The following is a 23,417-nucleotide window of genomic DNA, read 5'->3' on the forward strand; positions in this document are numbered from 1 at the left end:
TGAATAAGATGTTCAACAGCCTCTGCCTGAGGTATATTTTTTGCAACAAGCTGTTTTTTGCGGTAAAGGGATATCTTACCATGTTCTGCTCCTACATATCCGTAATCCGCATCAGCCATCTCTCCAACACCATTGACAATACAGCCCATAACTCCGATTTTCAGATGTTTCAGATGAGAGAAATGTTTCTGTACCAGTGCAACTGTTGTTTGCAGGTCAAATAGAGTTCTTCCGCAACCCGGACAAGAGATGAACTCTGTTTTACTTGTACGGACACGTGCTGCCTGGAGGATTCCAAATGAGTATGCATCGACATCAAGAATATCAAGTTTACCCTCGTTGCTCATCATGATGCCATTACCGAAGCCATCAAGAAGCACTGTTCCAAAATCTACTCCCGCTTTAATCTGCAGGTCTTCTGCCTCATCCTCTTTATAACTGCTCTGGAGAATTACAGGTACCCTGCAACCTTCATTTAAAAGAGTGTGGAAAAATGCTCTCTGCTCACCTACCCTATTTTGATGGTCAGAAGTCAGTATAACAACTACTTTAGGTACAACTTTCAAAAATGCAATAACTCTCTCTGACAATTCAGGGAATGACAGGCGCAGGAACCTCACTTCTGAATCACAATCTTTTATTTTATCTAAAGAGTCGACTGTAAAGAGCGGAAAATTGTCAATCTTCTTCTCCCAATTTTCAAAATCGACAATCGATTTCATTCCCTTAGGGAAGTTGTCAGGCACTCTATTACCAACATAGATATAGTCAGGTATAAAATGTGGGTTGATTGACATATCGTTTATCCTGCTCCTGTCAGATATTACTACAGGAAGATATTCACCTCCAACATTCCAAACAGAGTCTGTTTCCCGTCTATCCATAGAAAATGGAGAGAAACCGGGATATTCTTCAGAAACTATTGGTTCATGTCCTTCAAGCTTATTGATATATTCAACCAATTTCTGAGCAACAGGTACTTCAGCTTCTGGTTCTTCGCTTAATGATACTCTGATAGTATCACCTATCCCATCAACAAGTAAGGCTCCTATTCCCACTGCAGATTTCATACGCCCATCATCTCCGTTTCCTGCTTCTGTTACACCAAGATGAAGTGGAAAATGGATATTTTCTTTATCCATTGTAGCTACTAATAGTCGTACTGCCTTTGTCATCAGAACTGTATTAGAAGCCTTCATAGAGATAACAATATCCTTGAAATCTTCTTCTATTGCAATTCTCAGAAACTCCATGCATGACTCAACCATACCTTCCGGAGTATCACCATATCTGTTCATTATACGATCAGAAAGTGAACCATGGTTAACCCCTATACGAACAGCTGTACCATGCTCTTTGCAAATATTCAGGAAAGGGACTACCTGTGACCTTATCTTCTCAAGTTCCAAAGCATACTCCTCGTCTGTATATTCTTTTTCAGCGAAAGTCTTTTGTTTATCAACAAAATTCCCTGGATTAATACGCACCTTCTCTGCTATTGTTGCAGCAACCAGAGCTGCACGGGGATTGAAATGAATATCAGCTGAAAGTGGGGTATTATACCCTTTATCTCTAAGCTGCTGATGTATCTCTTTTAAGTTATTAGCCTCACGTACACCTTGTGTTGTGAGTCTTATCAGGTCGGCACCGGATGCTATAATTCTCTCACACTGAGCAACACTCCCCTCTGTATCGAGTGTATTTGTATTGGTCATTGTTTGAATAACAACCGGATAGTTGCCACCCATGTATATATTCCCAACTTTTACATCAATAGTTGGACGTCTTTTGTAATTAAAAAAACTCATTTGATTAATATTATTTCCTCAAAGGTAATATTTCTATCCAATATCCGTCCGGATCATTAATAAAATAGAGTCCCATATCATGATTCTCGTAACATACACAGCCCATCTCTTTATGAAAAGCCCTTATCTCATCATAGTCGCCTTCCACCCTTACACAAAGATGTTGTTCGTTATCACCAAGATTATATGCTCTGTCCCAGTCACGCAACCAGGTTAATTCAAGTGTGAATCCCGTTACGTTATCACCCATATAAACAAGGATAAAAGATCCATCAGAAGCCTCTTTTCTACGAACCTCTTTGAAACCTAAAGCATCCTCATAAAATTTAATACTTTTTTTCAGATCAAATACATTAATATTGTAGTGATCAAATCTAGCCTTTATTTCCATATTCTTTTTATAATTATATAATTAACTCTTATATGATATTCAATCAGAGAACATTAATTATATGAATTGAGTTGTTACAAAATTAGTCAATTTATAGATTAAATGATTGTCCATGGTGATTAATAGGCAGATAATTACAATTATACTTTGATGCTATTCCTGCAAACATATTCACCAGATTAAAATTCTCTCCAAAGTGCATTGGGAAAAAATATTCAGTTTTTATTCTTGAAACAAACTGCTCTCCTCCTCTCATAAAATCGTTACCTAAACGTGGATCCAGAGGGAACATTGCAACATATAAATCTTCGGATTTTTCTGAAAGCAGCTCCAGTTCGCACAAGAAATTATTTTCGTAAGTGAGCGCTTCTTCTGCATTAACCTCCTCTTTCCAATGCCAGTTATTTAGATCTCCAGCATGAAAAAAGAGTTTATCCTCGCAGCTGATCAGAAATGAACAACCTGCATCAGTGGAACCATAAGCCTTAACCTTTATTCTATGATCTCTGAATGACTCCTCTTTCTTGAGAAATAATGCATCTTCAGGAAGAGCTTTCTTACTTTGAAGCAGCTCTTCAGAAAAAAGATACTTGATATTTTTTTTATTTTTCCTCCAGGATAAAATCTCAGGATTGAAATGGTCTGAATGCGAGTGAGAACAAAAAATGTACAAGTCCTCATCTTTATTCAGAAGATAATCTTTAATCCACTCCTTCCCGTCACTGCGGGGAACATCTTTATAAAAATCGAATAACAAAGATAATTCTTGAAATTCAATTAAATAGCAGCTATGATATATATAAGTGATTGTCATAATAATATTTACCTCTTATCTTAAACAAAGATAAGGCTAAAAGTTCAAAAGGTTTCACATAAAAATTGGTAAAATCCTGCAAACAGTATGCTCTAACTATCAATTAATGAGTTTTTAAATAACATCATATGAGTATTAAAACCACAATAATTATAATTTATAAGCATCTGTTTAGAATTTTTTATTTCCTTTGCATCATACAGCATGTTTCACATTAAAACTCAAATGATTATGAAAAAATATTTAGCAGAAATGATTGGTACAATGGTGCTGGTATTAATGGGATGTGGTGCGGCAGTTTTTGCAGGGGCTGATCAGCCATTTTTTACTATTGGGACTCTGGGTGTTGCTTTTGCATTTGGACTATCGGTTGTAGCTATGGCATATACGATAGGAAGCATTTCCGGTTGTCATATCAATCCGGCAATAACTTTTGGAGTGTATCTTTCGGGAAGAATGAGCAGCAAAGATGCATTAATGTATATGCTTTTTCAGATTATTGGAGCAATAATAGGATCTTCTATTTTGTGGTTTCTCGCTAAAGATTCCGGATCAACCACAACACTTACAGGGGCAAATGGCTTCGCTGAAGGTAAGATTGCTGAAGCATTTGTTGCGGAAACAGTGTTCACCTTTATTTTTGTGCTTGTAGTTCTTGGAGTGACTGCAAAAAATGGATTGAATAAATTTGCGGGGCTTGCAATTGGTCTGGCATTAGTCTTGGTTCATATTGTCTGTATTCCAATTACAGGGACATCTGTAAATCCCGCACGAAGTATAGGACCTGCTATTTTTGAAGGTGGTGTGGCTTTAACTCAACTCTGGTTATTTATTGTTGCTCCTCTGCTTGGTGCAGCAATTTCTGCATTAGTTTGGAAAGGAATTACAGTTGAAAATAAATTGGCTACTACTGAATAAATATAGTAATAGATATTCTATTTTAGATAAAGCGGGGTAAAATCTCCGCTTTTTACATATAATTATAGAACTTATTTGACTGATGAGTGTTTAATTATTGCACATTTTTTATACATTTGCGCAGTTTTATGTAAATAACAATCATTTTTGACTGGTAAAACCATTTTATCAGATAAATAAAATTGAAAAAATTATGACTCACAATTTATTAAAAGGCAAGAGAGGGATTATTTTTGGTGCCCTTAACGACATGTCAATTGCATGGAAAGTGGCCGAAAGAGCCGTTGAAGAAGGCGCAATAATCACTTTGTCGAATACTCCTGTAGCAGTGCGAATGGGTGAAACAGCTGCGCTTGGAGAAAAACTAAATGCAGAGATTTTACCTGCTGATGCTACAAATGTTGAAGATCTGGAGATGGTTTTCGCAAAATCAATGGAAATACTTGGCGGAAAAATTGATTTCGTTCTGCACTCAATAGGTATGTCTCCAAATGTTCGTAAGAAAAGAACATACGACGATCTGGATTATGACATGCTTATGAAAACACTTGATATATCTGCAGTATCTTTCCATAAAATGATGCAGGTTGCACGTAAGATGGATGCTATTGAAAGAGGAGGTTCGATTCTTGCTCTTACATATGTTGCCGCACAGCGTGTTTTTTACGGCTATAATGATATGGCTGATGCAAAAGCACTTCTTGAGTCTATCACCCGCAGCTTTGGATATATCTACGGAAGAGATAAGGGGGTAAGGGTAAATACCATTTCACAATCACCTACAATGACTACAGCCGGAAGTGGTGTAAAAGGCATGATGGATTTGATGGATTTCTCAGAACGTATGTCACCAATAGGTAATGCTGATGCCGATGATGCAGCAGACTACTGCGTTGTGATGTTCTCTGATCTTACCCGCAAGGTTACTATGCAGAATCTATATAATGATGGAGGTTTCTCCAGCATGGGTATGAGTCTTCGTGCAATGAAGCAATACAGTAACGGACTCGATGCAAATATAAATTCTGACGAAAGCTAAAGTAGAGGTTAAAAAGATTAACACTCGAGTTAAATAAGTTCCAGTCAATAGATTGGAACTTATTTTTGTTTATATTTGCAGCTATGCTTATTAAAATATATAATGAAAATCCGAATACGCGTGAGATAGATAAAGTAGTATCTGCTCTGCAAGATGGTGGAATTGTGATATACCCCACAGATACATTGTATGCTTTTGGATGCGATGCACTTAATGTTCGCGCGGTAGAGAAAATTTGCAACTTAAAGGGAATAAACCCTGAAAAGAGCAATTTATCCATTATATGCAATGATTTAAGCATTATAAGTGAATATGCAAAGGTAGATACCCCGACATTCAAATTAATGAAAAGAAATCTGCCTGGTCCTTTCACTTTTATTCTACCTACCACATCATCACTCCCCAAAATTTATAAAAAGAAGAAAACAGTTGGTATACGTGTACCGGATAATAACATTATACGCGAAATTGTTATCAGACTCGGGAACCCTGTTTTAAGTACTTCAATTATAGATGAAAATGATGAGATTGAATATATAACTAACCCAGAACTGATACATGAGAAATGGCAGGATTTTGCGGATATAGTAATAGACGGAGGTATTGGAGGAATTGAGCCATCCACGGTTATTGATTGTTCAACGGGAGAACATGATATCATAAGACAGGGAAAAGGAGAGTTAAAATTCTGATATTTGTGCACTTCTATTAAAATATTTAATACATTCGCAGTCTCATTTTTACCAACTACATACTTATCTTTTATTACAATTAATATATTAACATTTTTATCACACAAATAAAGTCAAATGAAAAGAACTTATTTCATACTGCTCGTTTTTTCATTATTGTTGCTAATAAACACATCTTGTAATGATAACGACAAAATTAATGACAAAGGTGAGTTGGAAACTGTAACATATGATGCAGGAACAAAAACTTTTAAACTAACATACAGCAGCGGATATACTGAAACTATTAACGCAATAATTAACAATCAGGTTGATCCTCCGGTTGCTACTGCTACTTTGGAAGATGGCTCCATAGTCACTTTCGAGAATGCAAATAACTCAGGTAAGGCAGAGATCATAACCTCTGACGTAATATCAGATTATAAATATGTAAATGGTTGGATTTATGATAATATGTCGGTTTATTATCTATGGAACGACAAGCTTTCTAAGAGTCCTAACTATTCACTAAATCCGGAAGACTTTTTCGAATCAATACTTTATAAATATAATAAAACATCAAATCCGGATGGAGACCGCTTCTCCTGGATTCAGGAAGATTATACTGAATTATTAGGCAATCTGAGCGGAGTTGCTTCTCATGAAATAGGTTTTGAATATATTTTAGTAGGTACAGATGCTACCCTTAAGCAATACTACGCTTTAGTTCTTTATGCAATGCATGGAACAGATGCAGAGCTTAAAGGTATTAACAGAGGCAGGTTTATTACTAAAATTAATGGACAAAATATTACCGCTGACAACTATAAAAATCTTTTTGGCGGTACCGGGACAAAGAAACTGAGTATGGCTGATTTTGTTTATAATGAGACAGAGAAAAGGTATATACTCCAGAGTTCAGGAGATGTAACCATAAATATGCATAATTACTTTGCCGAAAACCCTATTTATCTTGATACCATTTATACAGTAGCTAATAATAAAATAGGATATCTTGTTTATAACTTCTTTGCAAGGGATAATGGAGATAAAAGTAACAATTATGATAAAGAACTAATTAGCAAGCTTAGCAATTTTAAATCTAAGGGTGTAAATGAGATGGTTCTTGACCTTCGATATAACAGTGGTGGAGCAGTCTCCTCAGCTATCGCACTTGCAAGTGCTTTAGTGAAAAACAGATCAACAAAAAATGTACTTACTACATCACAATATAATTCTATTCTGCACAACGCTCTCATTAAGGAAGAGGGAGCAAACTATAATAAGGATTATTTTATCGACAAGATTATAGGTACAACAGTTGCTATCCCTGAAATGAATTTACCCAGGTTATATGTGTTAACTTCGGGATGGACAGCTTCTGCCAGTGAATTTATCATAAACGGACTAAAACCTTATATGGATGTGATCCTTATCGGGGAAACTACATATGGAAAAAATGTAGGTTCAATTACAATATACGAAGATGATGATCCAAAAAATAAATGGGGAATGCAACCTATTGTAGTGAAATTCGCAAATAGCCTTGGCTTTTCAGATTTTACTGCTGGATTCACTCCGGATTATGAAATTGATGAGTTTGAAAATCTATATCTCTATAGCTTTGGTGATACTAATGATCCTTTACTTGGAAAAGCTTTATCACTCATTACAGGGCAAACATCGTTTACGCGTTCAGCAAGTGCTATTTCAACCCCATTCCGCTCTACTCAGATAAACGAAAAAATTTCTGTTGATAGCCGTGAAAAATCACATCGCTTTGAAATGTATGATGATATTCGTGGTGAAAGTATTAGAAATATAATGACTAAATAAAATTGATGGTGTAAAATATTACACCATCAATTCTTCTGATTTCACAAAGCTGGATTGTATATAGTCCTCATACTTAACAGGAATTTCATCCATAATTGAGAACAACTCTTCCAGTGTATTTGCCCTAAGCATCGCTATACGAGTGGATTTAAAGTCAGGTATACCTTTGAATAGAGGTGTAGCTGCCAAGTGACGGCGCATATGCAGGATACCTCTCATCTCATCTAACCTGTTTACACTTTCCTGAACATGTTGTTTTAATACATTCAGATACCAGCTGAATGATTTCATAGGCATATGCTCACCTTTTTCAAGGAAGTATTTTATCTCCTCAAAGATCCAGGGAGCTCCTATACTTCCACGACCAATCATTATTGCATCAACACCTGTTTCTTCAAATCGTTGTTTGGTAATTTCAGGTGAAGTAACATCACCATTGCCTATTATTGGAATATGCATCCTTGGATTATTTTTAACCTCGCGGATCAATGACCAGTCGGCATCACCTTTATACATCTGTGAACGGGTGCGACCATGAATTGTTAAAGCCACGATACCACAATCCTGAAGTTGTTCTGCAAGAGGTACAATTATCTTTGAATTATCGTCCCAGCCAAGTCTGGTTTTAACAGACACCGGTTTATTTACTGCTTTTACAACTCTCTCGGTGATCTCTAGCATTATATCCGGAGTACGCATCATCCCTGATCCTGCTCCTTTACCGGCTATCTTTCTTACCGGACAGCCAAAATTGATATCAATAATGTCAGGATCTGCCTCTTCGCATATTTTTGCAGCCTCGACCATAGTATCAGGGTCGCAGCCATAAATTTGTATACCTATAGGCCGCTCCTCTTCACTGAAAAGTATTTTACGTTTGGTTTTTTTTATTTCTCGTATAAGTGCATCGCTTGAAATAAATTCAGTATAAACCATATCAGCTCCAAACTGTCTGCATAACAATCTGAAACCAATATCAGTTACATCTTCCATAGGTGCCAGAAAAACCGGCCTTTCAGGAAATTCTAAATTTCCAATTTTCATGTTTAAGCGATTTGTATAATGATTCTCTTCACGTCTATAAAATGGTTTTCAAAGTAACTTCTCGGACCATTGCTTCTCGTTAAATCCAACAAGTACAAAATCATCACCTACTACAATTGGACGTTTGACTACCATCCCATTCGAAGCAAGTATTTCCAGTAATTCATTGCGAGATGCTGAATTAACCTTCTCTTTTAGATTATTTTCCCTGTAAATAATCCCTGAAGTATTGAAAAATCTGCTGATAGGCAGCCCACTCTTATCTATCCATTCAGAAAGTTCTTCTTTATTGGGATTATTTTCAACTATATGACGGGATTCTACTTCAATGCCATTTTCTTCAAGCCATTTATAAGCTTTGCGACATGTGCCGCATTTGGGGTAATGAATAAATAGTGGTTTCATATTCTGTTGCTATGATTTATTTGCAGCAAAGATAATCAATGAGTTGGAATAAATAAAACTACCTAATTAATTCAATTCTATTACGATATTGTTCATTCGGATAGGTGAAACATAAGATTCTGCGTCTTCAGCAGTGAGAGATATTGTGTGATACTCTTTTTCTTGTAAATTATAACTACTTAAGTTGTTCTCAAAAATAGTCCATTCGTTTAGAGGAGTGATACTGTAAGATAACTCTTTTTCGTAACCGTTATAATATTTTACAATAAGTTGATTTTTTCCCTTGGTTAAAGGAAGCAGCACAATCTCTTCCTGATACTTTAATCGTTTTGGAGACAAGTGAGCAGTTATATATCTGCCATTTAGTATTATATATGCTCCATTGCCTGAGCCTAATCTCACAGCTATGGTTTGATTGCGATCAGACTCTATTTCCTGCAGTAATATGAAACTTTGTCTGGGTGAAATCTTCTCCTGATACTTTTCTCCATATTTATAATCTATAACCTCCTTCCAAACGGTCTTTAGATCTTCTGAGAGTTGACCAACTGAAACAAAATCCAAACCCTCTTCTTCGAGATTTCCAAAAACTCCCTTGCCCGGTTTTCTGTATAGTTTGCCCCACATTACGGAGCCTTTTGGTGTAGTAATAGTTTTCTCTCCAGATGGCTTAAGGGTAACTATTTGACTTTCACCATCTATATTAAGTTTTAAGCTACGCCCAACTTCACTTTCTGTAAAACTTAGTTTAGGGATAATACTTTTTCTTCCTGTTTTAAATGCCCAGTTGTAACCTGTCAGGCTCTTGTAGCCAGCATAGTAATTCAAACTTGAATGGCCAAAAACAGGCATACTATTACCAGGGATTAATTTCCCATCATTGACAATTATAGATGGATTAATAGTAAAACCGTCTACAAAGCTTATTTTAATTACAGGGAATTCAGCCTCCGATACAGCTTCAGTATCAATACCTCTATTGTTAATTCCCATGTCCGCATTAATTATCAATTTGTCTCCTTTTTGAGAGAAAAAAAGAGGTTGACCGGTTGACAACAGTTCCGCACTTTTTACTTTACCTTTGAAACCTGACAATTCTATCTTTGAATTGGCCGGCATTTTGCTTATAAAAGCGTAAATTTTATCATTATTATAAGTGATATCACCCCATTCAAAAGGAGTATGAAAAGGACTTGCTTCAGAACCATAAATTGCTTCACTGTTTTTACTTATCCAGTTTCCAACTCCAAGAAGCACATCTCTTTCAAATTCAACAATAGAACCATCGCCACGAGGACCTATATTGAGAAGATAGTTTCCACCTCTGCTTATCACTTTTATCAAACTAGATATTTTCTCTTCTCTCTTTTCTTGTAGATCTCCTCGAACCTGCCATGACCTGTATCCCCAAGTTTCGTTAAAAATTGAAGCTGCAGTTTGCCAGGGTATACCCATTTTATAATCAGGGTACTCATTATCAGCCATCACTGCGAAATCAACATAATCATTACCTAACCTCCCGCTAATCATGCAGTCAGGCTGCAAACGGTTAACCAACTCATACAGACCTTTACTTTGCTCAGGTGTAAGAGATCCCATATCAAACCAAATTTCTGATATATCTCCATAATTGGTCATAATTTCCTCAATCTGTTTCATGTTGAATTCGTAATGCTCATCAGTTAGAGGATCCGCATTGTGACTCGAGATAGGATAAGCGTGCGGATAATGCCAGTCGATCAGCGAATAATAGACCCCAAAGCCTATACCTCCTCTCCGGCAAGCATCGGCAAGTTCCTTCATTAAATCTCTAGAGTATGGTGTAGCATCAACAATATTAAATTCTGTATATCTTGAGTGATACATACAAAAACCATCGTGATGCTTTGAGGTAAAAATTATAGATTTCATCCCTGCTTGTTTAGCAAGGGATACAACACTATCGGGATTCCATTTCAAAGGATTGAATTCATTAGCCGTCTCTCCATACCAGTCACTGAATATTCCCGCGAATGACTGTATCTGTTCGCTATAACCTCGTTCTACTGATTTTCCCTCATAAACGCCTCCATATACAGAATAGAGACCAAAATGAATAAACATTGAAAATTTCTGATCAATCCATTCCTGTGATGGCTTTATTTTCGGAGTAGTGACAGTTTTAGCCTTAACAGTCAGTGTAAATATACTTAAACAGAATAAAATTGTAAACTTCAGTTTTGGACTAATCTTCATTTTCATTTGTCAATTGCACTTATTATAGAATTAATATTAAATGCAAATTTAATTAAAAAGCCTGTACCACCTCGTCTATCATGATATTTACAGAAGTGATACCACTTCCTGCAAGATACCAAACCTCGGGGTTCAGATAATATATTCTATCATTCTTTGCAGCTTTCGTCTCTTTTATCAGCAAGTTCTCAATTTCCTCCTTATTTGTTGTATTATTTTCTACAACTCTGCTTCTGTCAATAATGAAAATAATATCTGGATCTGCTTTTTGAATAAACTCACTGGATACAGGATTACCATGCCTGTGTACACTTAATCCCTCAGCTGCTTCGGCGACTCCAAGGACATCGTGAATGAGACCAAATCGTGAGCCGCTACCATATGCACTGAATCGTCCGCGATTATGCAACAGGATTAAAGCTCTGTCGTCGGAAGCTGTTGTTATTTTCTTTGCTTCTTCAACCTTTTTCCTGATATCACTTTTTGCTTTCTCAACCTCATCCTTTTTATTGAAGATAAGTGCCAGGTTATCAAGATTCTTTTCAAAAACTGCCATAAAGTTATCTGAATCTACAGTTTCTGGATACAAAACAGGTGCAATTGAGGATAGTTGATCATAAAAATCCAGTAGACGCTGACTCATAATAATCAGATCAGGCTGAACTTCATTTATTTTTTCTAGATTGACTTCGGTTAAGCTCCCAACATCTACTACCGATTGATCATCTTTGAATTTACTAAGATGGGCAGGAATAGAGCTTTTTGGTATTGCAACAGGTTTAATACCCATATAATCGAGATTCTCAAGTACAGAGAAATCGAGTGCCACCACCCTTTGAGGGTTACTATTAACTACGGTTGTACCTAATGCATGAGTGATTTCTATTTTCTCTCCATTGGTATTATCATCCGTATCTCCTTTTTGACTGCCTACTGTGCAACCTGTCTGGATTAACCCAATGATTAATAATGAAGTTAATCCGATATAAAATATATTTTTTTTCATACTGTTTAAATATTAATAATAGTTACAGATTCTTTTACTTTCAAACTCACAGATTTTTATGTTAATATCAAAAACATCTCTCAGGACATCTTCTCTGATTATATTCTCTGTAGTGTCGTGATAAATAATTTTACCCTCTTTCAGTGCAACAATGTAATCAGAGTAGTGAGAGGCAAAATTTATATCATGCAATACTATGATTATTGTTTTACCAAGCTCATCTGCAAGCTTACGCATTATTTTCATAGTCTGCACCGAATGCTTCATATCAAGATTATTAAGAGGTTCGTCCAGCAAAATATACTCTGTATCCTGAGCAACAACCATAGCCATGTAGGCTCGCTGTTTCTGACCTCCACTCAGTTCATCAATATATGAATTCTCTATATCCTTAAGATTGAGAAAATCTATGGCCCTGTCAACCATCAGAATATCCTCTTTATTAAGTTTTTCCTGTGAATAAGGAAATCTTCCGAACGAAACAAGCTCACGAACAGTTAGTTTTAGTCTCACATGATTCGACTGCTTTAGTATAGAGAGTCGTTGAGCCAGCACCTTACTTTTGTATTCGGTTACATTCTTTTCATCTACTAAGACTACGCCTCCATCTTGTGACAGTAGACGGCTTATTACAGATAATAAAGTACTCTTGCCTGCACCATTACCTCCAATTAGTGAAGTAATTTTTCCTTTGTTAAATTGCAGACCCACCTTATCGAGTACAACTTTATCACCATATTGTTTTGTGATTTCCTGAACTTCAATCATAATTTTTTAACTCTTAAAAGTAAGTACATAAAATAGAATCCTCCTACAATGTTTATTATTGCACTTATTGGAACAGATAAGTTGAATACCCTTTCCATAATAAACTGCCCTAAAAGCAATGAAATTGCAGATACTAAAAAACAAGCTATAATTATGACACTATGCTTGTAGGTCTTAAACAGCTCATATGTTAAGTTTGTTACCAGCAGCCCTAAAAAAGTAATTGGTCCCACCAAAGCAGTGGAGACAGAAACTAATATTGCAATAAAAACAAGAAAAAACTTTACTACTCTATTATAGTTTAGTCCTAAATTAATAGCCTGATCTCTTCCCAATGCCAGTACATCAAGGTACTTTGACATCCTGAATCCAATAAAAAGAATTATGACCATTATCGTTAATGATGGCCAAAGCAGACCATTGTTTATCTTATTGAATGTAGCAAACATCTTCCCCTGAATTATAAAAAAATCATTTGGGTCAATGAGCAACTGCATGAATGAGCTTAAACTTGAAAAGAGTGTTCCAAGTATTATTCCTACCAGTAAGAGAAGGTAAAGATTATCTTTTCCCTTTTTATAAATCATCAAATAGAGCAAAAAAGAAAAGATTATCATTCCGCTTACTGAAATGGCGAAGTTGCTGAAATGGCTCAGGACTTTAAATGTCTGATCACCATAAACAAATACAATAATAGTCTGAATTAGAAGATATAACGATTCAAAGCCCATTATTGAGGGAGTTAGAATCCTGTTGTTTGTTAGAGTTTGAAAAGTGACTGATGAAAATGCAACACATCCGGCAACTACAATTATTGCAACCACCTTAATTCCCCTGAAACGGATGGCAAACTCCCAACTGTTTCCCATTTTGTAGAACAGAAAAAGCAGTGCACTTCCAATCAGTAATATCAGTGCAATTATAAGGTTTCTTCTTATAACTAACGCCTTTTCCATAATAAAAATAGAAAAATAATTGCACCAAAAATACTGACGGTAACCCCTATCGGTACCTCATACGGATATATTATTATCCTGCCGAAAACATCACAAATCAATAGGAAAATTGCTCCGGTTAATGCTACCAGGGGTAATGTTTTCTTAAGATTATCTCCAAATATTAAACTGACTACATTTGGTATTATCAGCCCTAGAAATGGAATGGCACCTGCAGTGATAACAACTGAACTGACTGTCAGTGAAACACAGAACAGACCAATATTCATTATTGAGTTGTAGTTAAGTCCCAGGTTCTTTGAAAACTCCTCACCCATTCCTATAACAGTAAATTTATTAGCATAAAGATAGGTAATGACAATTGCAGGTAAAGAGAGATAGATCAGCTCATAGCGTCCCTGTAATATACCTGAGAAATCGCCCATCATCCATGCATTAGAGTCTTGAACTATATTCAATCGTACAGCAAGAAATGTGGATATGGAGCCAATAATACCACCGAACATAAGTCCAACTAACGGAACAAATATTACATTCCTATGCTTTATCTTCCGTACTATTGCCAGAAAAACTATACTTGCAAGAAATGTAAACAAAAAGGCTGATAACAGTTTTAATGCCATACCAGCGGCAGAAGTATAAATAAAGAAAATCAGAAGCCCCATTTTTGCAGCTTCCAGTGTACCTGCAGTTGTGGGAGATACAAATTTGTTTTGTGTCATCTGTTGCATTATAACACCGGAAACACTCATTCCAACTCCAGCTAATATTAGTGCAGCAGTTCTTGGAATCCTGCTTATTGAAATCAGAGATATTTTCTCAACATCCCAATTGATTATGTCAGCAACAGTAATATCTGCTACTCCCACGAATAGTGAGAAAACAGCTAATATCAATAATATAATCGTTGGTACAACTACTCTCAAACAATCAACTTATTAATAAGAAACTAAAGACCGATAAGCATGTTTTACCGGTCTCAACTCTATATATTTAAATAACATATTATTGAAACAAAGGTAGTAATCACTGTATTAAGCTTCAATAGCAATAACTAAGTAGAAAAATGTTGTTTTAGCTATGAAACTAATTATAAATAGGCACATTTGTATACTATTGCCGGTTCTGATAAGAAATTCTATTGGACTGAAATAATCCTTTCCACAGCTTCAACTGTTTTTTCAAGACTATTGAAAGCTGTTAAACGGAAATAACCCTGACCTTTTGAGCCAAATCCAACACCTGGAGTACCAACTATATGGCATTTATTTAGGAGGTGATCAAAAAATTCCCAGGAATCAAGGCCATTTGGACATTTCATCCACACATATGGAGAGTTTTCACCACCGAAGACTCTCCATCCTTTATTTATCAATCCTTGACGAATAATGTTGGCATTGTTCATGTAGTAAGCCACCATTTCTTTAACTTCTCTCTGACCTTCTGTAGTATAGATTGCTTCTGCTGCTCGCTGCACAATGTATGGAGTACCATTAAATTTGGTAGACTGCCTGCGGTTCCACAATTTATTTATATTGATCTCTGTTCCATTTGCCAGTTTTGTTTTAAGCGACATGGGAACTACTGTGTAACTACAGCGAAGACCAGTAAACCCTGCATTTTTTGAAAAAGATCGGAATTCTATTGCACACCTTTCGGCATTTTCTATCTCATATATTGATTTAGGCACATTTTCATCCTGAATATAAGCCTCATATGCTGAATCAAAAAGTATTAGGCTGTTGTTCTCCAACGCCCAGTCTACCCACCTTTTTAGCTCAGACTTAGTCATTACAGTTCCAGTTGGATTATTGGGATAACAGAGGTATACAACATCAACATGCTCTTTGGGTAATTGAGGGAGAAAGCCATTATCTTCTTCACATTCCAGTAATAAAATCTTATTAGATTTCCCAATTCTCATTATAGTTGTATCCAGGTACACAGGATATACAGGATCAGTTATAGCAACCACATTCTCTTCTCCTAAAATATCTCCTATATTACCTGTATCACTTTTAGATCCATCACTTATAAACACCTCATCATTTGCAATTTCTATTCCTTTTTGCAGATAATCAATCTCTACGATTTTATCCCTCAAAAAGCTATAACCTTGCTCCGGACCATACCCCCTGAATGTTTCCCTACTTCCCATCTCATCTGCAGAAGTATGAATAGCTTTAATTACTGAAGGGGGCAAGGGCAAGGTTACATCTCCTATACCAAGACGTATCAGATCGGCTCCCGGATTAGTGGTTTTGTATTTTTCCACTTTTTCTGCTATCGTGCTAAAAAGATAGCTCTCTTTAAGAAATAAATAGTTTTCGTTTACTTTAAACATCAGATCTCTCCTTTATATACAAAATGAGCATCACCGGTAAGATAAACTTCTTTTGATGCCTTATCCCATAACACTTCAAGTTGCCCACCTCTCATATTTACTTTTGCTTTGGATTTACATTTTCCTATAATGTTACCTGCCACAACTGCAGCACAAGCACCACTTCCACATGCAAAGGTTTCGCCACTTCCTCTTTCCCAAACTCTCATTTTTATATGTTTTGAATCAACTACTTCAACAAATTCAACATTTGTTCGATCGGGAAATAGATTTAGATGTTCAATCTTTGGTCCGATTTTCTCTATTTCTAAGGATTCAATATTATGCAAAAATATTACCGCATGTGGATTACCCATCGAAACAAATGTAATTCGATATTTCTGCTCATCGAACTGGATCGGATAATCAATCATTTCATTTAGAGCTAACTGAAAATATCCTTTAGCTCCGGCATCTTTTGCTGAAAGAATTGCTTTACCCATATTAACCTGAATCAGTTCTACTTTATTTGTAGAATTATTAATCTTAAGTGATAGATGCTTTATGCCCGACTTTGTACTTAGACTAATCTCATTTTTACTAGTCATACCTCTTTCATACAAATATTTACCTACACAACGTGCGGCATTACCACACATCAAACCTTCACTACCATCAGCATTATACATCAACATTGAGTAATCAGCTTGAACTGAAGGACCTATAAGAACGATTCCATCACTTCCAACACCAAAATGTCTTTCACTCAATCTTATTGATAGCTCACCTGGATTTTCCACCTTCTCTTCAAAAAGATTTATATAAATATAATCATTGCCTGCGGCATGCATTTTTTCGAATCTCATAATAATCCATTTTAAAAAAACACTTGCGTGATCCCACAGAACCAGGCAAGTGTTTTAAGATTATACTCAACAAATGACTATTTAGGTTGACATTTGCTATTTATTTTGCAAATATATATCTTTTTTCTTTTTTTTACGTCATTAGGGCAGACTTTTGTTGTTTTATTTATATGTAACCCACTTCATCATTTCTTGAATTGATGGTTTTTTACCATACATTAAAATACCAACCCTGTATATCTTTGCAGCAAATATCGAAATTAATATGAATGTACCATAAAGCAACACAAGAGACATAAGGACCTCCCAAAATGGAATTCCAAATGGAATCCTTACCATCATAACGATAGGAGAAGTAAATGGTATTAAAGAAGTCCAAAATGCCAAAGGACCATCAGGGTTGCTTACGCTATAGAATCCTGCCAAGAAAGCAAAGACGATAAGGAGAGTTACCGGTGTCATGAATTGACTTGTATCCTCTTCACTGTCAACAGCTGAAGCGAACATTGCAAAAATTGAGGCATACAATACATACCCTCCAATAAAAAACAATATAAAATAAAAGAGTAGCTCCAGCCAGTTTATACTCATTATTGAATTCAGGATTCCTTCAATATTGAAATCATTCATTTCGGAGGATACAGCTACTGCCTGTTCAGGATTTGCAATAAAGAAAGATACTCCAGTAAAAAGAACTGAAGTCATTATACCCCATATTGCTAATTGAGTAAGTCCAACTAATCCTATACCTACAACCTTTCCTATCAACAGATTAACTGGCTTAACAGAAGAAATCATTACTTCGACAACTCTGCTCTTTTTTTCTTCTAGAACAGCCTGCATAACCATATTGCCGTATAGTAGTATAAACATATAGATCAGAATTGTAAACATCATCCCGATTATACTGGCTATCTCAGTTGAAGACTCTTTTACACTACCGTCATCACCCATACGCAGAGTTCTAAGGCTAACTCCTGATGAGTTTTCAAGAATATTACGAACCTGACTAATTGCCTCACTGTCAACATTACTTGAATTTGAGAGCTCATCAAGCCTTTGCTCTGTCAACTTCTCATTTAAGGTTCTCTCTATAAGTGACTGCAATTCCATTGGTGATTGCTTTTCTGATGTAAGTGATACAGCGCGTGGATCTTTGCTTAAATCATTTGTAATTTGCAGGATAGCAAATAAATCCTTACCTAACCTGCTTTCTGAATCCTGTAATTCTGCACTCCCTATAATCTGAAAATCATATTGATCAGTTGACTTCAATAATGGTGCATATATTCCGGTGTTATCAATTACTGCAACATTTTTTATACTCCCGTCATTCAGCGTTGATAGCCAAAATGGAACCAGAGATATTGCCACCATAAGAAATGGCATAAGTACTGTAAGAATTATAAAGGATTTTTTCCTTACTCTTGTAAGATACTCTCGTTGAATTATTAAGCTTAATCTGTTCATAGTTGACTTACTCATAATGTACTAATGTTTTTATCTTTGGTAACAGTCTTTATAAAGACATCATTCATGGTAGGTAGTTCTTCATCATAACTTACCACTTCATAATTGTCGAAAATAAGTTTTGCCAGATCATTATTACTGATTCCGTTTAGTTTTTTTATTCTCAGATCTATAAATTCATGGTATGGCTCTTTCGATAAAAGCTCAAATGATGGGTGCTCCAAATTAAAGTCATCTCCAAATATCCTAAACCTGAATATATTTGGTCTGTGATCTTTACGTATTTTAAATACATTTCCCTGTAGTACCACCTGAGACTTGTTAATAAGAGCAATATTATCACATAACTCTTCTACAGACTCCATATTATGAGTTGATAGAATAATTGTTTTCCCCTCATCTTTCAATCTAAGCATTTCATTTTTAACGATATCTGTATTCACAGGATCAAAACCGCTAAATGGTTCATCAAAAATAAGCAGATCTGGGTCATGAATTACGGTTGAGATAAACTGCACCTTCTGCTGCATTCCTTTAGACAGTTCTTCAACTTTCCTGTTATACCAATCCATAATATCAAATCTCTTGAACCATACCATAAGTTCATGATGAGCTTGTTTTTTAGACATCCCTCGCAACTGTGCAAGATACATAGCCTGTTCGCCAACTTTCATCTTCTTGTAGAGTCCTCTTTCTTCAGGCATATATCCAATGTTGTAAATATCATTCCCAACAGATTGCCGGCCTTCAATCATAACATCACCACTATCAGGCGCTGTTATTCGTGTGATAATACGAATAAGAGTTGTCTTTCCAGCACCATTAGGACCTAATAAACCGAAAACCGTTCCCTTCGGTACACTTATGCTTACCTTATTCAACGCTAAATGATTAGCGTATTGCTTTACTACATCATGTGTTTCTAAGTACATGTCTTTAAATTTAATCTAATCAATATTTCAATACAATTCTCTCACCAAGCTCTTTAGCCAATACTTTCTTTATCTCCTGAAGCTGTTTTAATCTGGTAATGAATGCTGAACAGTTTTCCGGATCGCTTTTCTTGATCTCCTCTTTCAGTTCATTAATTTTGGTCTGTATATAAGCATTTTTGAGCTCAGTAGTTGCCCTGGGAACATGACTATGGAGCATGTTTTGTTCTAATAAACGAGAGTTTTTATCACCCACCTCTTCTCCTAAAATTTTTGAGTGAATTTTACTTAGGTGATACCTGTCACTCAGCAGTTCAGAAGCAAGTTTGCTAACTTTAGGATCAGGATAATTCAGAAAAAAATTACCAGAATCAAAATTTTTTGTATCAATATTACTTACAGCCTCATCAAGCATTAACTGATAAAGTTCGTTTTTAAAATTAATGTTATCGCGTTCAAGGTCAAAATGTACAAACTCTGTTACACCAGGCCCCTCTTCGATTAAAACGTCCTCTTCTATAATTTCGTTTCCCTCTTTTCGTTTACGTTTGTCAAACTTTTGATACAATGGAGTATTTCCATATCTCACTATATATCTAAGTATCTCTTTTTCAAAACGATCATATGGACTCTTTCCCGGTTCTTTAGTTTCTTTATTACTAATGGTTTTATTTATATTTTCACCAATTGTAAACTCGCCTGCTTTGGAAATTTCTTTATCTTTTTGATCTCTTTTTCTCTCCCAAACCCTTTGCCTGATTTTATTTATTTCATTAATCAGTACAAGCTCTTGAATATTTAGTAGCTGAGAACACTCCTGTATATATACCGATCGGGTAATTGTATTAGGTATTAACGCAATACTATTTACAATATTTGAGATCATCCCTGCCCTTTTTACAGGGTCATCTCCAACCTCTTCTATTAATAGTTCCGTTTTAAAACGGATGAAGTCTTTCTCATTGGAGTCTATAAATCTCTTAAAACTCTCTGCATTCTGTTTTTTCGCAAATGAATCGGGATCCTCTCCTTGTGGGAGCATAACAACCTTAACATTCATTCCCTCCTCCAGTAAAAGGTCGATCCCCCTTATAGCAGCATTTATACCCGCAGTATCACCATCATAAATAACAGTTATGTTATTTGAGAAACGGCGAATCATACGAATCTGTCCACTTGTTAAAGCGGTACCTGAAGATGCAACAACATTTTCTATCCCTGCCTGATGCATAGATAAAACATCTGTATACCCCTCTACCAGAAAACATTTATCCTGTTTAATTATTGCATTCTTAGCAAAATAAATACCATAAAGTTCTTTACTCTTTGAATATATTTCACTTTCAGGAGAGTTCACATACTTTCCTGTATTCTCAGCTTTCTTAAGAATACGTCCTCCAAATGCAACAACCTTTCCTGACAATGTATGAACCGGAAAAATTACTCTTCCCCGGAATCTGTCATAAAGTGGCTGATTATTCTCTCCACCGGTGGAGAGACCAGTTTTTAATAGGTAGTCACGTAAATATCCTGCTTTTTGCGCCTCAACAGAAAAAGCATCCCTCTGTTCAAGACTATAACCTAATTGAAATTTATTTATAATGTCATCCCTCAATCCCCGCTCGCGAAAATATGAGAGTCCAATTGCCTTACCCTCAGGATGTGCATGCAATGTTTTCTGAAAATAATCTCTAGCGTATTCATTAAGGATAAACATACTCTCCCGATCGCTTTGAGCCTGTTTTTCCTCGTCAGTAAACTCTTTTTCTACTACCTCTATATTATATTTGCGTGCAAGATATTTTAATGCTTCATAATATGACAACTGTTCATGCTTCATTATGAAGTGAATAGGCGGTCCTCCCTCTCCACAAGCAAAACACTTGCAAATATTTTTAGCTGGAGATACATAAAAAGAGGGGTTTCTGTCTTCATGAAAAGGGCACAATCCAACCAAATTAACACCTCTCCTGCGAAGTGTCACGAAATCAGACACTACATCAACAATTTGTGCAGCGTCTTGTATACGACTTATTGTATTTTGATCAATCATAACCGAGATACGAAATTACTTATTAATATTGTTAAAAAAGTGGTTTTTGAAAATATATTCATACATTTGTAATTGCACAATTTTATTTCAAATACTAAATTTTATTGAGATGGATGTTATAAACTGGTCGAATTTATCATTCGGCTACATGAAAACCGACTACAACATACGCAGTTACTACAAGGAAGGAAAATGGAGTGATCCCGTATCAGAAACATCAGAGTTTATTAATCTTCATATTGCTGCAACTTGTCTGCACTATGGACAGGAAGTATTTGAAGGATTAAAAGCATTCCGAGGTAAAGATGGAAAAATTCGTGTTTTCAGAATGCGCGAGAATGCTTTAAGGTTGCAATCATCCTGCAGAGGTATAATGATGGCTGAGCTACCAGTTGAGCTATTTGAAGAAATGGTGATTCAGGCTGTCAAAAAAAATGCTCGCTTTGTACCACCTTACGAAAGTGGCGCATCACTATATATTCGTCCATTACTAATTGGAACTAGTGCACAGGTAGGAGTAAAGCCTGCAACAGAATACACTTTTATTATATTTGTTACTCCTGTAGGTCCATATTTTAAGGAAGGATTTAAACCTACACCTATGGTAATATTGCGGGAATACGATCGTGCAGCACCACTTGGTACAGGCACTTATAAAGTAGGTGGAAACTATGCTGCGAGCCTGGTTGCCGGGGAAAAAGCGCATGAGCTGGGTTACTCAGCTGTTCTTTACCTGGATGCAAAAGAGAAAAAATATATCGATGAGTGTGGCCCCGCTAACTTCTTTGGAATAAAAGATAATACATACATTACTCCAAAATCAACATCCATTTTACCATCTATAACTAATAAGAGTCTTATGCAGTTAGCTGAGGATATGGGACTGAAAGTTGAAAGACGTCCAATACCTGAAGAGGAGCTCGCAACATTTGAAGAGGCAGGAGCATGTGGAACTGCCGCTGTTATAAGTCCTATTTTACGAATAGATGACCTAAGTGAAAATAAAAGTTATCAATTTAGTAAGGATGGCAAAGCTGGTCCTATTAGCGAAAAGTTATATCAAAAACTTCGTGCTATACAGTATGGTGACGAACCTGACAAATATGGCTGGGTAACTGTAATAGAATAAAATTACAATTTACTCCATGATTTAAAGGGGTGGATCGACAGGAATGAGTTATAATATCTAACATTTCCTGTAACTTCTGCCCCTAACCATTCAGGTCTTTCAAAGTTTTCGTTTTCCTCTTTTAGTTCTACTTCAGCAATCAACAGACCTTCATTCTCCCCATAGAATTCGTCTACCTCAAATATATGATCACCTGCTTTTATAAGATAGCGGGTTTTATCTATTATACCCTCTTCACATAAGTTAAGCATCTCTTCAGCATCAACAACAGGTATTTCATATTCCCATTCATGTCTTGTCAACATACCCTCTGCAAGAGCACTTTTTACTGTGATATAACCCTTTTCACCTTTTACTCTGACGCGAATAACACTTACTCCGGAAAGAGATAAATATCCCTGTTTTATCCTGAAACTCTTATATGCCTGTGATTTAAAATCCCCTTTAATCAGAAATTTCCTCTCAATTTCATATCCCATAACAATGTTTTTTTTCAAAGGTATCACTTATAAATAAAAAAACTATGTTTTTAAGATCTCGTATTCACTACGAAAAAATAAAAACATAGTTAAGGTTTTGGTTGGATTAAATAAAAAATCAATGCGCGTAATTCTATTTTTAATTCAATAATCCTTTACAAAAATAGGAAACCTGCCAAATTAAGCTATCTATTCTTACAGTATCTCACATTTCGTGTATATTTTCCACAACCCAATATAGTACTTTAATAATAGAACTAATTTTTAGCATACA

Annotated in this window: 21 protein-coding genes; 5 read left to right on the forward strand and 16 right to left on the reverse strand. The window is 35.8% G+C overall.

What is annotated here, in order from left to right; genetic code table 11:
• From PHO43_RS06410 to PHO43_RS06420, 3 genes are all read right to left on the reverse strand, one after another.
• A partial coding sequence (locus PHO43_RS06410; protein WP_288011674.1) for a 4-hydroxy-3-methylbut-2-en-1-yl diphosphate synthase occupies positions 1-1,808 on the reverse strand: 1,808 nt, incomplete at its 3' end.
• A gap of 10 nt (positions 1,809-1,818) precedes the next feature.
• Positions 1,819-2,199, reverse strand: coding sequence for a VOC family protein (locus tag PHO43_RS06415; RefSeq protein ID WP_045090609.1), 381 nt, complete (start codon positions 2,197-2,199; stop codon positions 1,819-1,821).
• Positions 2,200-2,290: 91 nt separating this feature from the next.
• Positions 2,291-3,013, reverse strand: a complete 723-nt coding sequence (locus PHO43_RS06420) for an MBL fold metallo-hydrolase (RefSeq protein ID WP_045090608.1) — start codon at positions 3,011-3,013, stop codon at positions 2,291-2,293.
• Between the two features lie 225 nt (positions 3,014-3,238).
• Here PHO43_RS06420 and PHO43_RS06425 point away from each other — a divergent pair, with 225 nt between their 5' ends.
• The 4 genes from PHO43_RS06425 to PHO43_RS06440 all read left to right on the forward strand — a co-directional run bounded on the left by PHO43_RS06425 (position 3,239) and on the right by PHO43_RS06440 (position 7,477).
• The gene (locus PHO43_RS06425) at positions 3,239-3,931 is read left to right on the forward strand and encodes an MIP family channel protein (RefSeq protein WP_262494907.1); all 693 of its coding nucleotides are present in this window, start codon (positions 3,239-3,241) and stop codon (positions 3,929-3,931) included.
• A gap of 193 nt (positions 3,932-4,124) precedes the next feature.
• On the forward strand, positions 4,125-4,970 hold the full coding sequence (locus PHO43_RS06430; protein WP_045090606.1) for an enoyl-ACP reductase FabI: 846 nt from the start codon (positions 4,125-4,127) through the stop codon (positions 4,968-4,970).
• A gap of 83 nt (positions 4,971-5,053) precedes the next feature.
• Positions 5,054-5,662: an L-threonylcarbamoyladenylate synthase gene (locus PHO43_RS06435; protein ID WP_045090605.1), complete on the forward strand. Its 609-nt coding sequence runs from the start codon at positions 5,054-5,056 to the stop codon at positions 5,660-5,662.
• 117 nt (positions 5,663-5,779) lie between these two features.
• A complete protein-coding gene (locus PHO43_RS06440) occupies positions 5,780-7,477 on the forward strand; it encodes a S41 family peptidase (RefSeq protein WP_052673244.1) in 1,698 nt (565 codons plus the stop codon).
• Between the two features lie 18 nt (positions 7,478-7,495).
• On the opposite strand, the gene dusB is transcribed toward PHO43_RS06440, so the two are convergent.
• From dusB to dnaG, 12 genes are all read right to left on the reverse strand, one after another.
• Positions 7,496-8,521 carry a tRNA dihydrouridine synthase DusB gene (gene dusB / locus PHO43_RS06445; protein ID WP_045090604.1) on the reverse strand — a complete coding sequence of 342 codons (1,026 nt, stop codon included), beginning with the start codon at positions 8,519-8,521 and terminating at the stop codon, positions 7,496-7,498.
• A 48-nt stretch (positions 8,522-8,569) separates the two neighbouring features.
• Positions 8,570-8,926 carry an arsenate reductase family protein gene (locus PHO43_RS06450; protein ID WP_045090603.1) on the reverse strand — a complete coding sequence of 119 codons (357 nt, stop codon included), beginning with the start codon at positions 8,924-8,926 and terminating at the stop codon, positions 8,570-8,572.
• Positions 8,927-8,992: 66 nt separating this feature from the next.
• Positions 8,993-11,167, reverse strand: a complete 2,175-nt coding sequence (locus PHO43_RS06455) for an alpha-L-fucosidase (RefSeq protein WP_288011677.1) — start codon at positions 11,165-11,167, stop codon at positions 8,993-8,995.
• Positions 11,168-11,213: 46 nt separating this feature from the next.
• A complete protein-coding gene (locus PHO43_RS06460) occupies positions 11,214-12,167 on the reverse strand; it encodes a siderophore ABC transporter substrate-binding protein (protein ID WP_045090602.1) in 954 nt (317 codons plus the stop codon).
• A 12-nt stretch (positions 12,168-12,179) separates the two neighbouring features.
• The gene (locus tag PHO43_RS06465; protein WP_045090601.1) at positions 12,180-12,935 is read right to left on the reverse strand and encodes an iron ABC transporter ATP-binding protein; all 756 of its coding nucleotides are present in this window, start codon (positions 12,933-12,935) and stop codon (positions 12,180-12,182) included.
• The gene (locus PHO43_RS06470) at positions 12,932-13,891 is read right to left on the reverse strand and encodes an iron chelate uptake ABC transporter family permease subunit (RefSeq protein ID WP_082057413.1); all 960 of its coding nucleotides are present in this window, start codon (positions 13,889-13,891) and stop codon (positions 12,932-12,934) included. Before PHO43_RS06470 ends, PHO43_RS06465 begins: the two co-directional genes overlap by 4 nt.
• Positions 13,876-14,817, reverse strand: coding sequence for an ABC transporter permease (locus PHO43_RS06475; RefSeq protein ID WP_045090600.1), 942 nt, complete (start codon positions 14,815-14,817; stop codon positions 13,876-13,878). Before PHO43_RS06475 ends, PHO43_RS06470 begins: the two co-directional genes overlap by 16 nt.
• A 212-nt stretch (positions 14,818-15,029) precedes the next feature.
• Positions 15,030-16,235: an LL-diaminopimelate aminotransferase gene (locus tag PHO43_RS06480; protein ID WP_053827010.1), complete on the reverse strand. Its 1,206-nt coding sequence runs from the start codon at positions 16,233-16,235 to the stop codon at positions 15,030-15,032.
• Positions 16,235-17,080, reverse strand: coding sequence for a diaminopimelate epimerase (gene dapF, locus PHO43_RS06485; RefSeq protein WP_045090598.1), 846 nt, complete (start codon positions 17,078-17,080; stop codon positions 16,235-16,237). Before dapF ends, PHO43_RS06480 begins: the two co-directional genes overlap by 1 nt.
• A 162-nt stretch (positions 17,081-17,242) precedes the next feature.
• Complete coding sequence (locus tag PHO43_RS06490; protein ID WP_045091043.1) at positions 17,243-18,550, reverse strand: ABC transporter permease; 1,308 nt, start codon at positions 18,548-18,550, stop codon at positions 17,243-17,245.
• A gap of 11 nt (positions 18,551-18,561) precedes the next feature.
• The gene (locus tag PHO43_RS06495) at positions 18,562-19,482 is read right to left on the reverse strand and encodes an ABC transporter ATP-binding protein (RefSeq protein ID WP_045090597.1); all 921 of its coding nucleotides are present in this window, start codon (positions 19,480-19,482) and stop codon (positions 18,562-18,564) included.
• Positions 19,483-19,501: 19 nt separating this feature from the next.
• Positions 19,502-21,535 (reverse strand): DNA primase, encoded by a 2,034-nt coding sequence (gene dnaG, locus PHO43_RS06500; protein ID WP_288011680.1) that lies wholly within the window; start codon positions 21,533-21,535, stop codon positions 19,502-19,504.
• 109 nt (positions 21,536-21,644) lie between these two features.
• Between dnaG and PHO43_RS06505 the strand changes: the two genes are divergently transcribed.
• Positions 21,645-22,664, forward strand: coding sequence for a branched-chain amino acid aminotransferase (locus PHO43_RS06505; protein WP_053827012.1), 1,020 nt, complete (start codon positions 21,645-21,647; stop codon positions 22,662-22,664).
• A 2-nt stretch (positions 22,665-22,666) separates the two neighbouring features.
• Here PHO43_RS06505 and PHO43_RS06510 read toward each other — a convergent pair whose 3' ends face one another.
• Entirely contained in the window at positions 22,667-23,143 is a 477-nt protein-coding gene (locus tag PHO43_RS06510; RefSeq protein WP_045090594.1) for a CYTH domain-containing protein, read from the reverse strand.
• Positions 23,144-23,417: the final 274 nt, after the last annotated feature.

This window comes from Lascolabacillus sp. (assembly GCF_028696275.1).
Taxonomy (GTDB): domain Bacteria; phylum Bacteroidota; class Bacteroidia; order Bacteroidales; family Dysgonomonadaceae; genus Proteiniphilum; species Proteiniphilum massiliensis.

What these genes read in the sequence shown, in the direction of transcription:
- PHO43_RS06425 (WP_262494907.1), top strand. Translation starts at nt 3,239, where the DNA reads ATGATTATGAAAAAATATTTAGCAGAAATGATTGGTACAATGGTGCTG.
- PHO43_RS06435 (WP_045090605.1), top strand. Translation starts at nt 5,054, where the DNA reads ATGCTTATTAAAATATATAATGAAAATCCGAATACGCGTGAGATAGAT.
- PHO43_RS06470 (WP_082057413.1), bottom strand. Translation starts at nt 13,891, where the DNA reads ATGGAAAAGGCGTTAGTTATAAGAAGAAACCTTATAATTGCACTGATA.
- PHO43_RS06495 (WP_045090597.1), bottom strand. Translation starts at nt 19,482, where the DNA reads ATGTACTTAGAAACACATGATGTAGTAAAGCAATACGCTAATCATTTA.
- PHO43_RS06480 (WP_053827010.1), bottom strand. Translation starts at nt 16,235, where the DNA reads ATGTTTAAAGTAAACGAAAACTATTTATTTCTTAAAGAGAGCTATCTT.
- PHO43_RS06420 (WP_045090608.1), bottom strand. Translation starts at nt 3,013, where the DNA reads ATGACAATCACTTATATATATCATAGCTGCTATTTAATTGAATTTCAA.
- dnaG (WP_288011680.1), bottom strand. Translation starts at nt 21,535, where the DNA reads ATGATTGATCAAAATACAATAAGTCGTATACAAGACGCTGCACAAATT.
- dusB (WP_045090604.1), bottom strand. Translation starts at nt 8,521, where the DNA reads ATGAAAATTGGAAATTTAGAATTTCCTGAAAGGCCGGTTTTTCTGGCA.
- PHO43_RS06465 (WP_045090601.1), bottom strand. Translation starts at nt 12,935, where the DNA reads ATGATTGAAGTTCAGGAAATCACAAAACAATATGGTGATAAAGTTGTA.
- PHO43_RS06450 (WP_045090603.1), bottom strand. Translation starts at nt 8,926, where the DNA reads ATGAAACCACTATTTATTCATTACCCCAAATGCGGCACATGTCGCAAA.
- PHO43_RS06510 (WP_045090594.1), bottom strand. Translation starts at nt 23,143, where the DNA reads ATGGGATATGAAATTGAGAGGAAATTTCTGATTAAAGGGGATTTTAAA.
- PHO43_RS06430 (WP_045090606.1), top strand. Translation starts at nt 4,125, where the DNA reads ATGACTCACAATTTATTAAAAGGCAAGAGAGGGATTATTTTTGGTGCC.
- PHO43_RS06440 (WP_052673244.1), top strand. Translation starts at nt 5,780, where the DNA reads ATGAAAAGAACTTATTTCATACTGCTCGTTTTTTCATTATTGTTGCTA.
- PHO43_RS06460 (WP_045090602.1), bottom strand. Translation starts at nt 12,167, where the DNA reads ATGAAAAAAAATATATTTTATATCGGATTAACTTCATTATTAATCATT.
- PHO43_RS06505 (WP_053827012.1), top strand. Translation starts at nt 21,645, where the DNA reads ATGGATGTTATAAACTGGTCGAATTTATCATTCGGCTACATGAAAACC.
- dapF (WP_045090598.1), bottom strand. Translation starts at nt 17,080, where the DNA reads ATGAGATTCGAAAAAATGCATGCCGCAGGCAATGATTATATTTATATA.
- PHO43_RS06415 (WP_045090609.1), bottom strand. Translation starts at nt 2,199, where the DNA reads ATGGAAATAAAGGCTAGATTTGATCACTACAATATTAATGTATTTGAT.
- PHO43_RS06455 (WP_288011677.1), bottom strand. Translation starts at nt 11,167, where the DNA reads ATGAAAATGAAGATTAGTCCAAAACTGAAGTTTACAATTTTATTCTGT.
- PHO43_RS06490 (WP_045091043.1), bottom strand. Translation starts at nt 18,550, where the DNA reads ATGAACAGATTAAGCTTAATAATTCAACGAGAGTATCTTACAAGAGTA.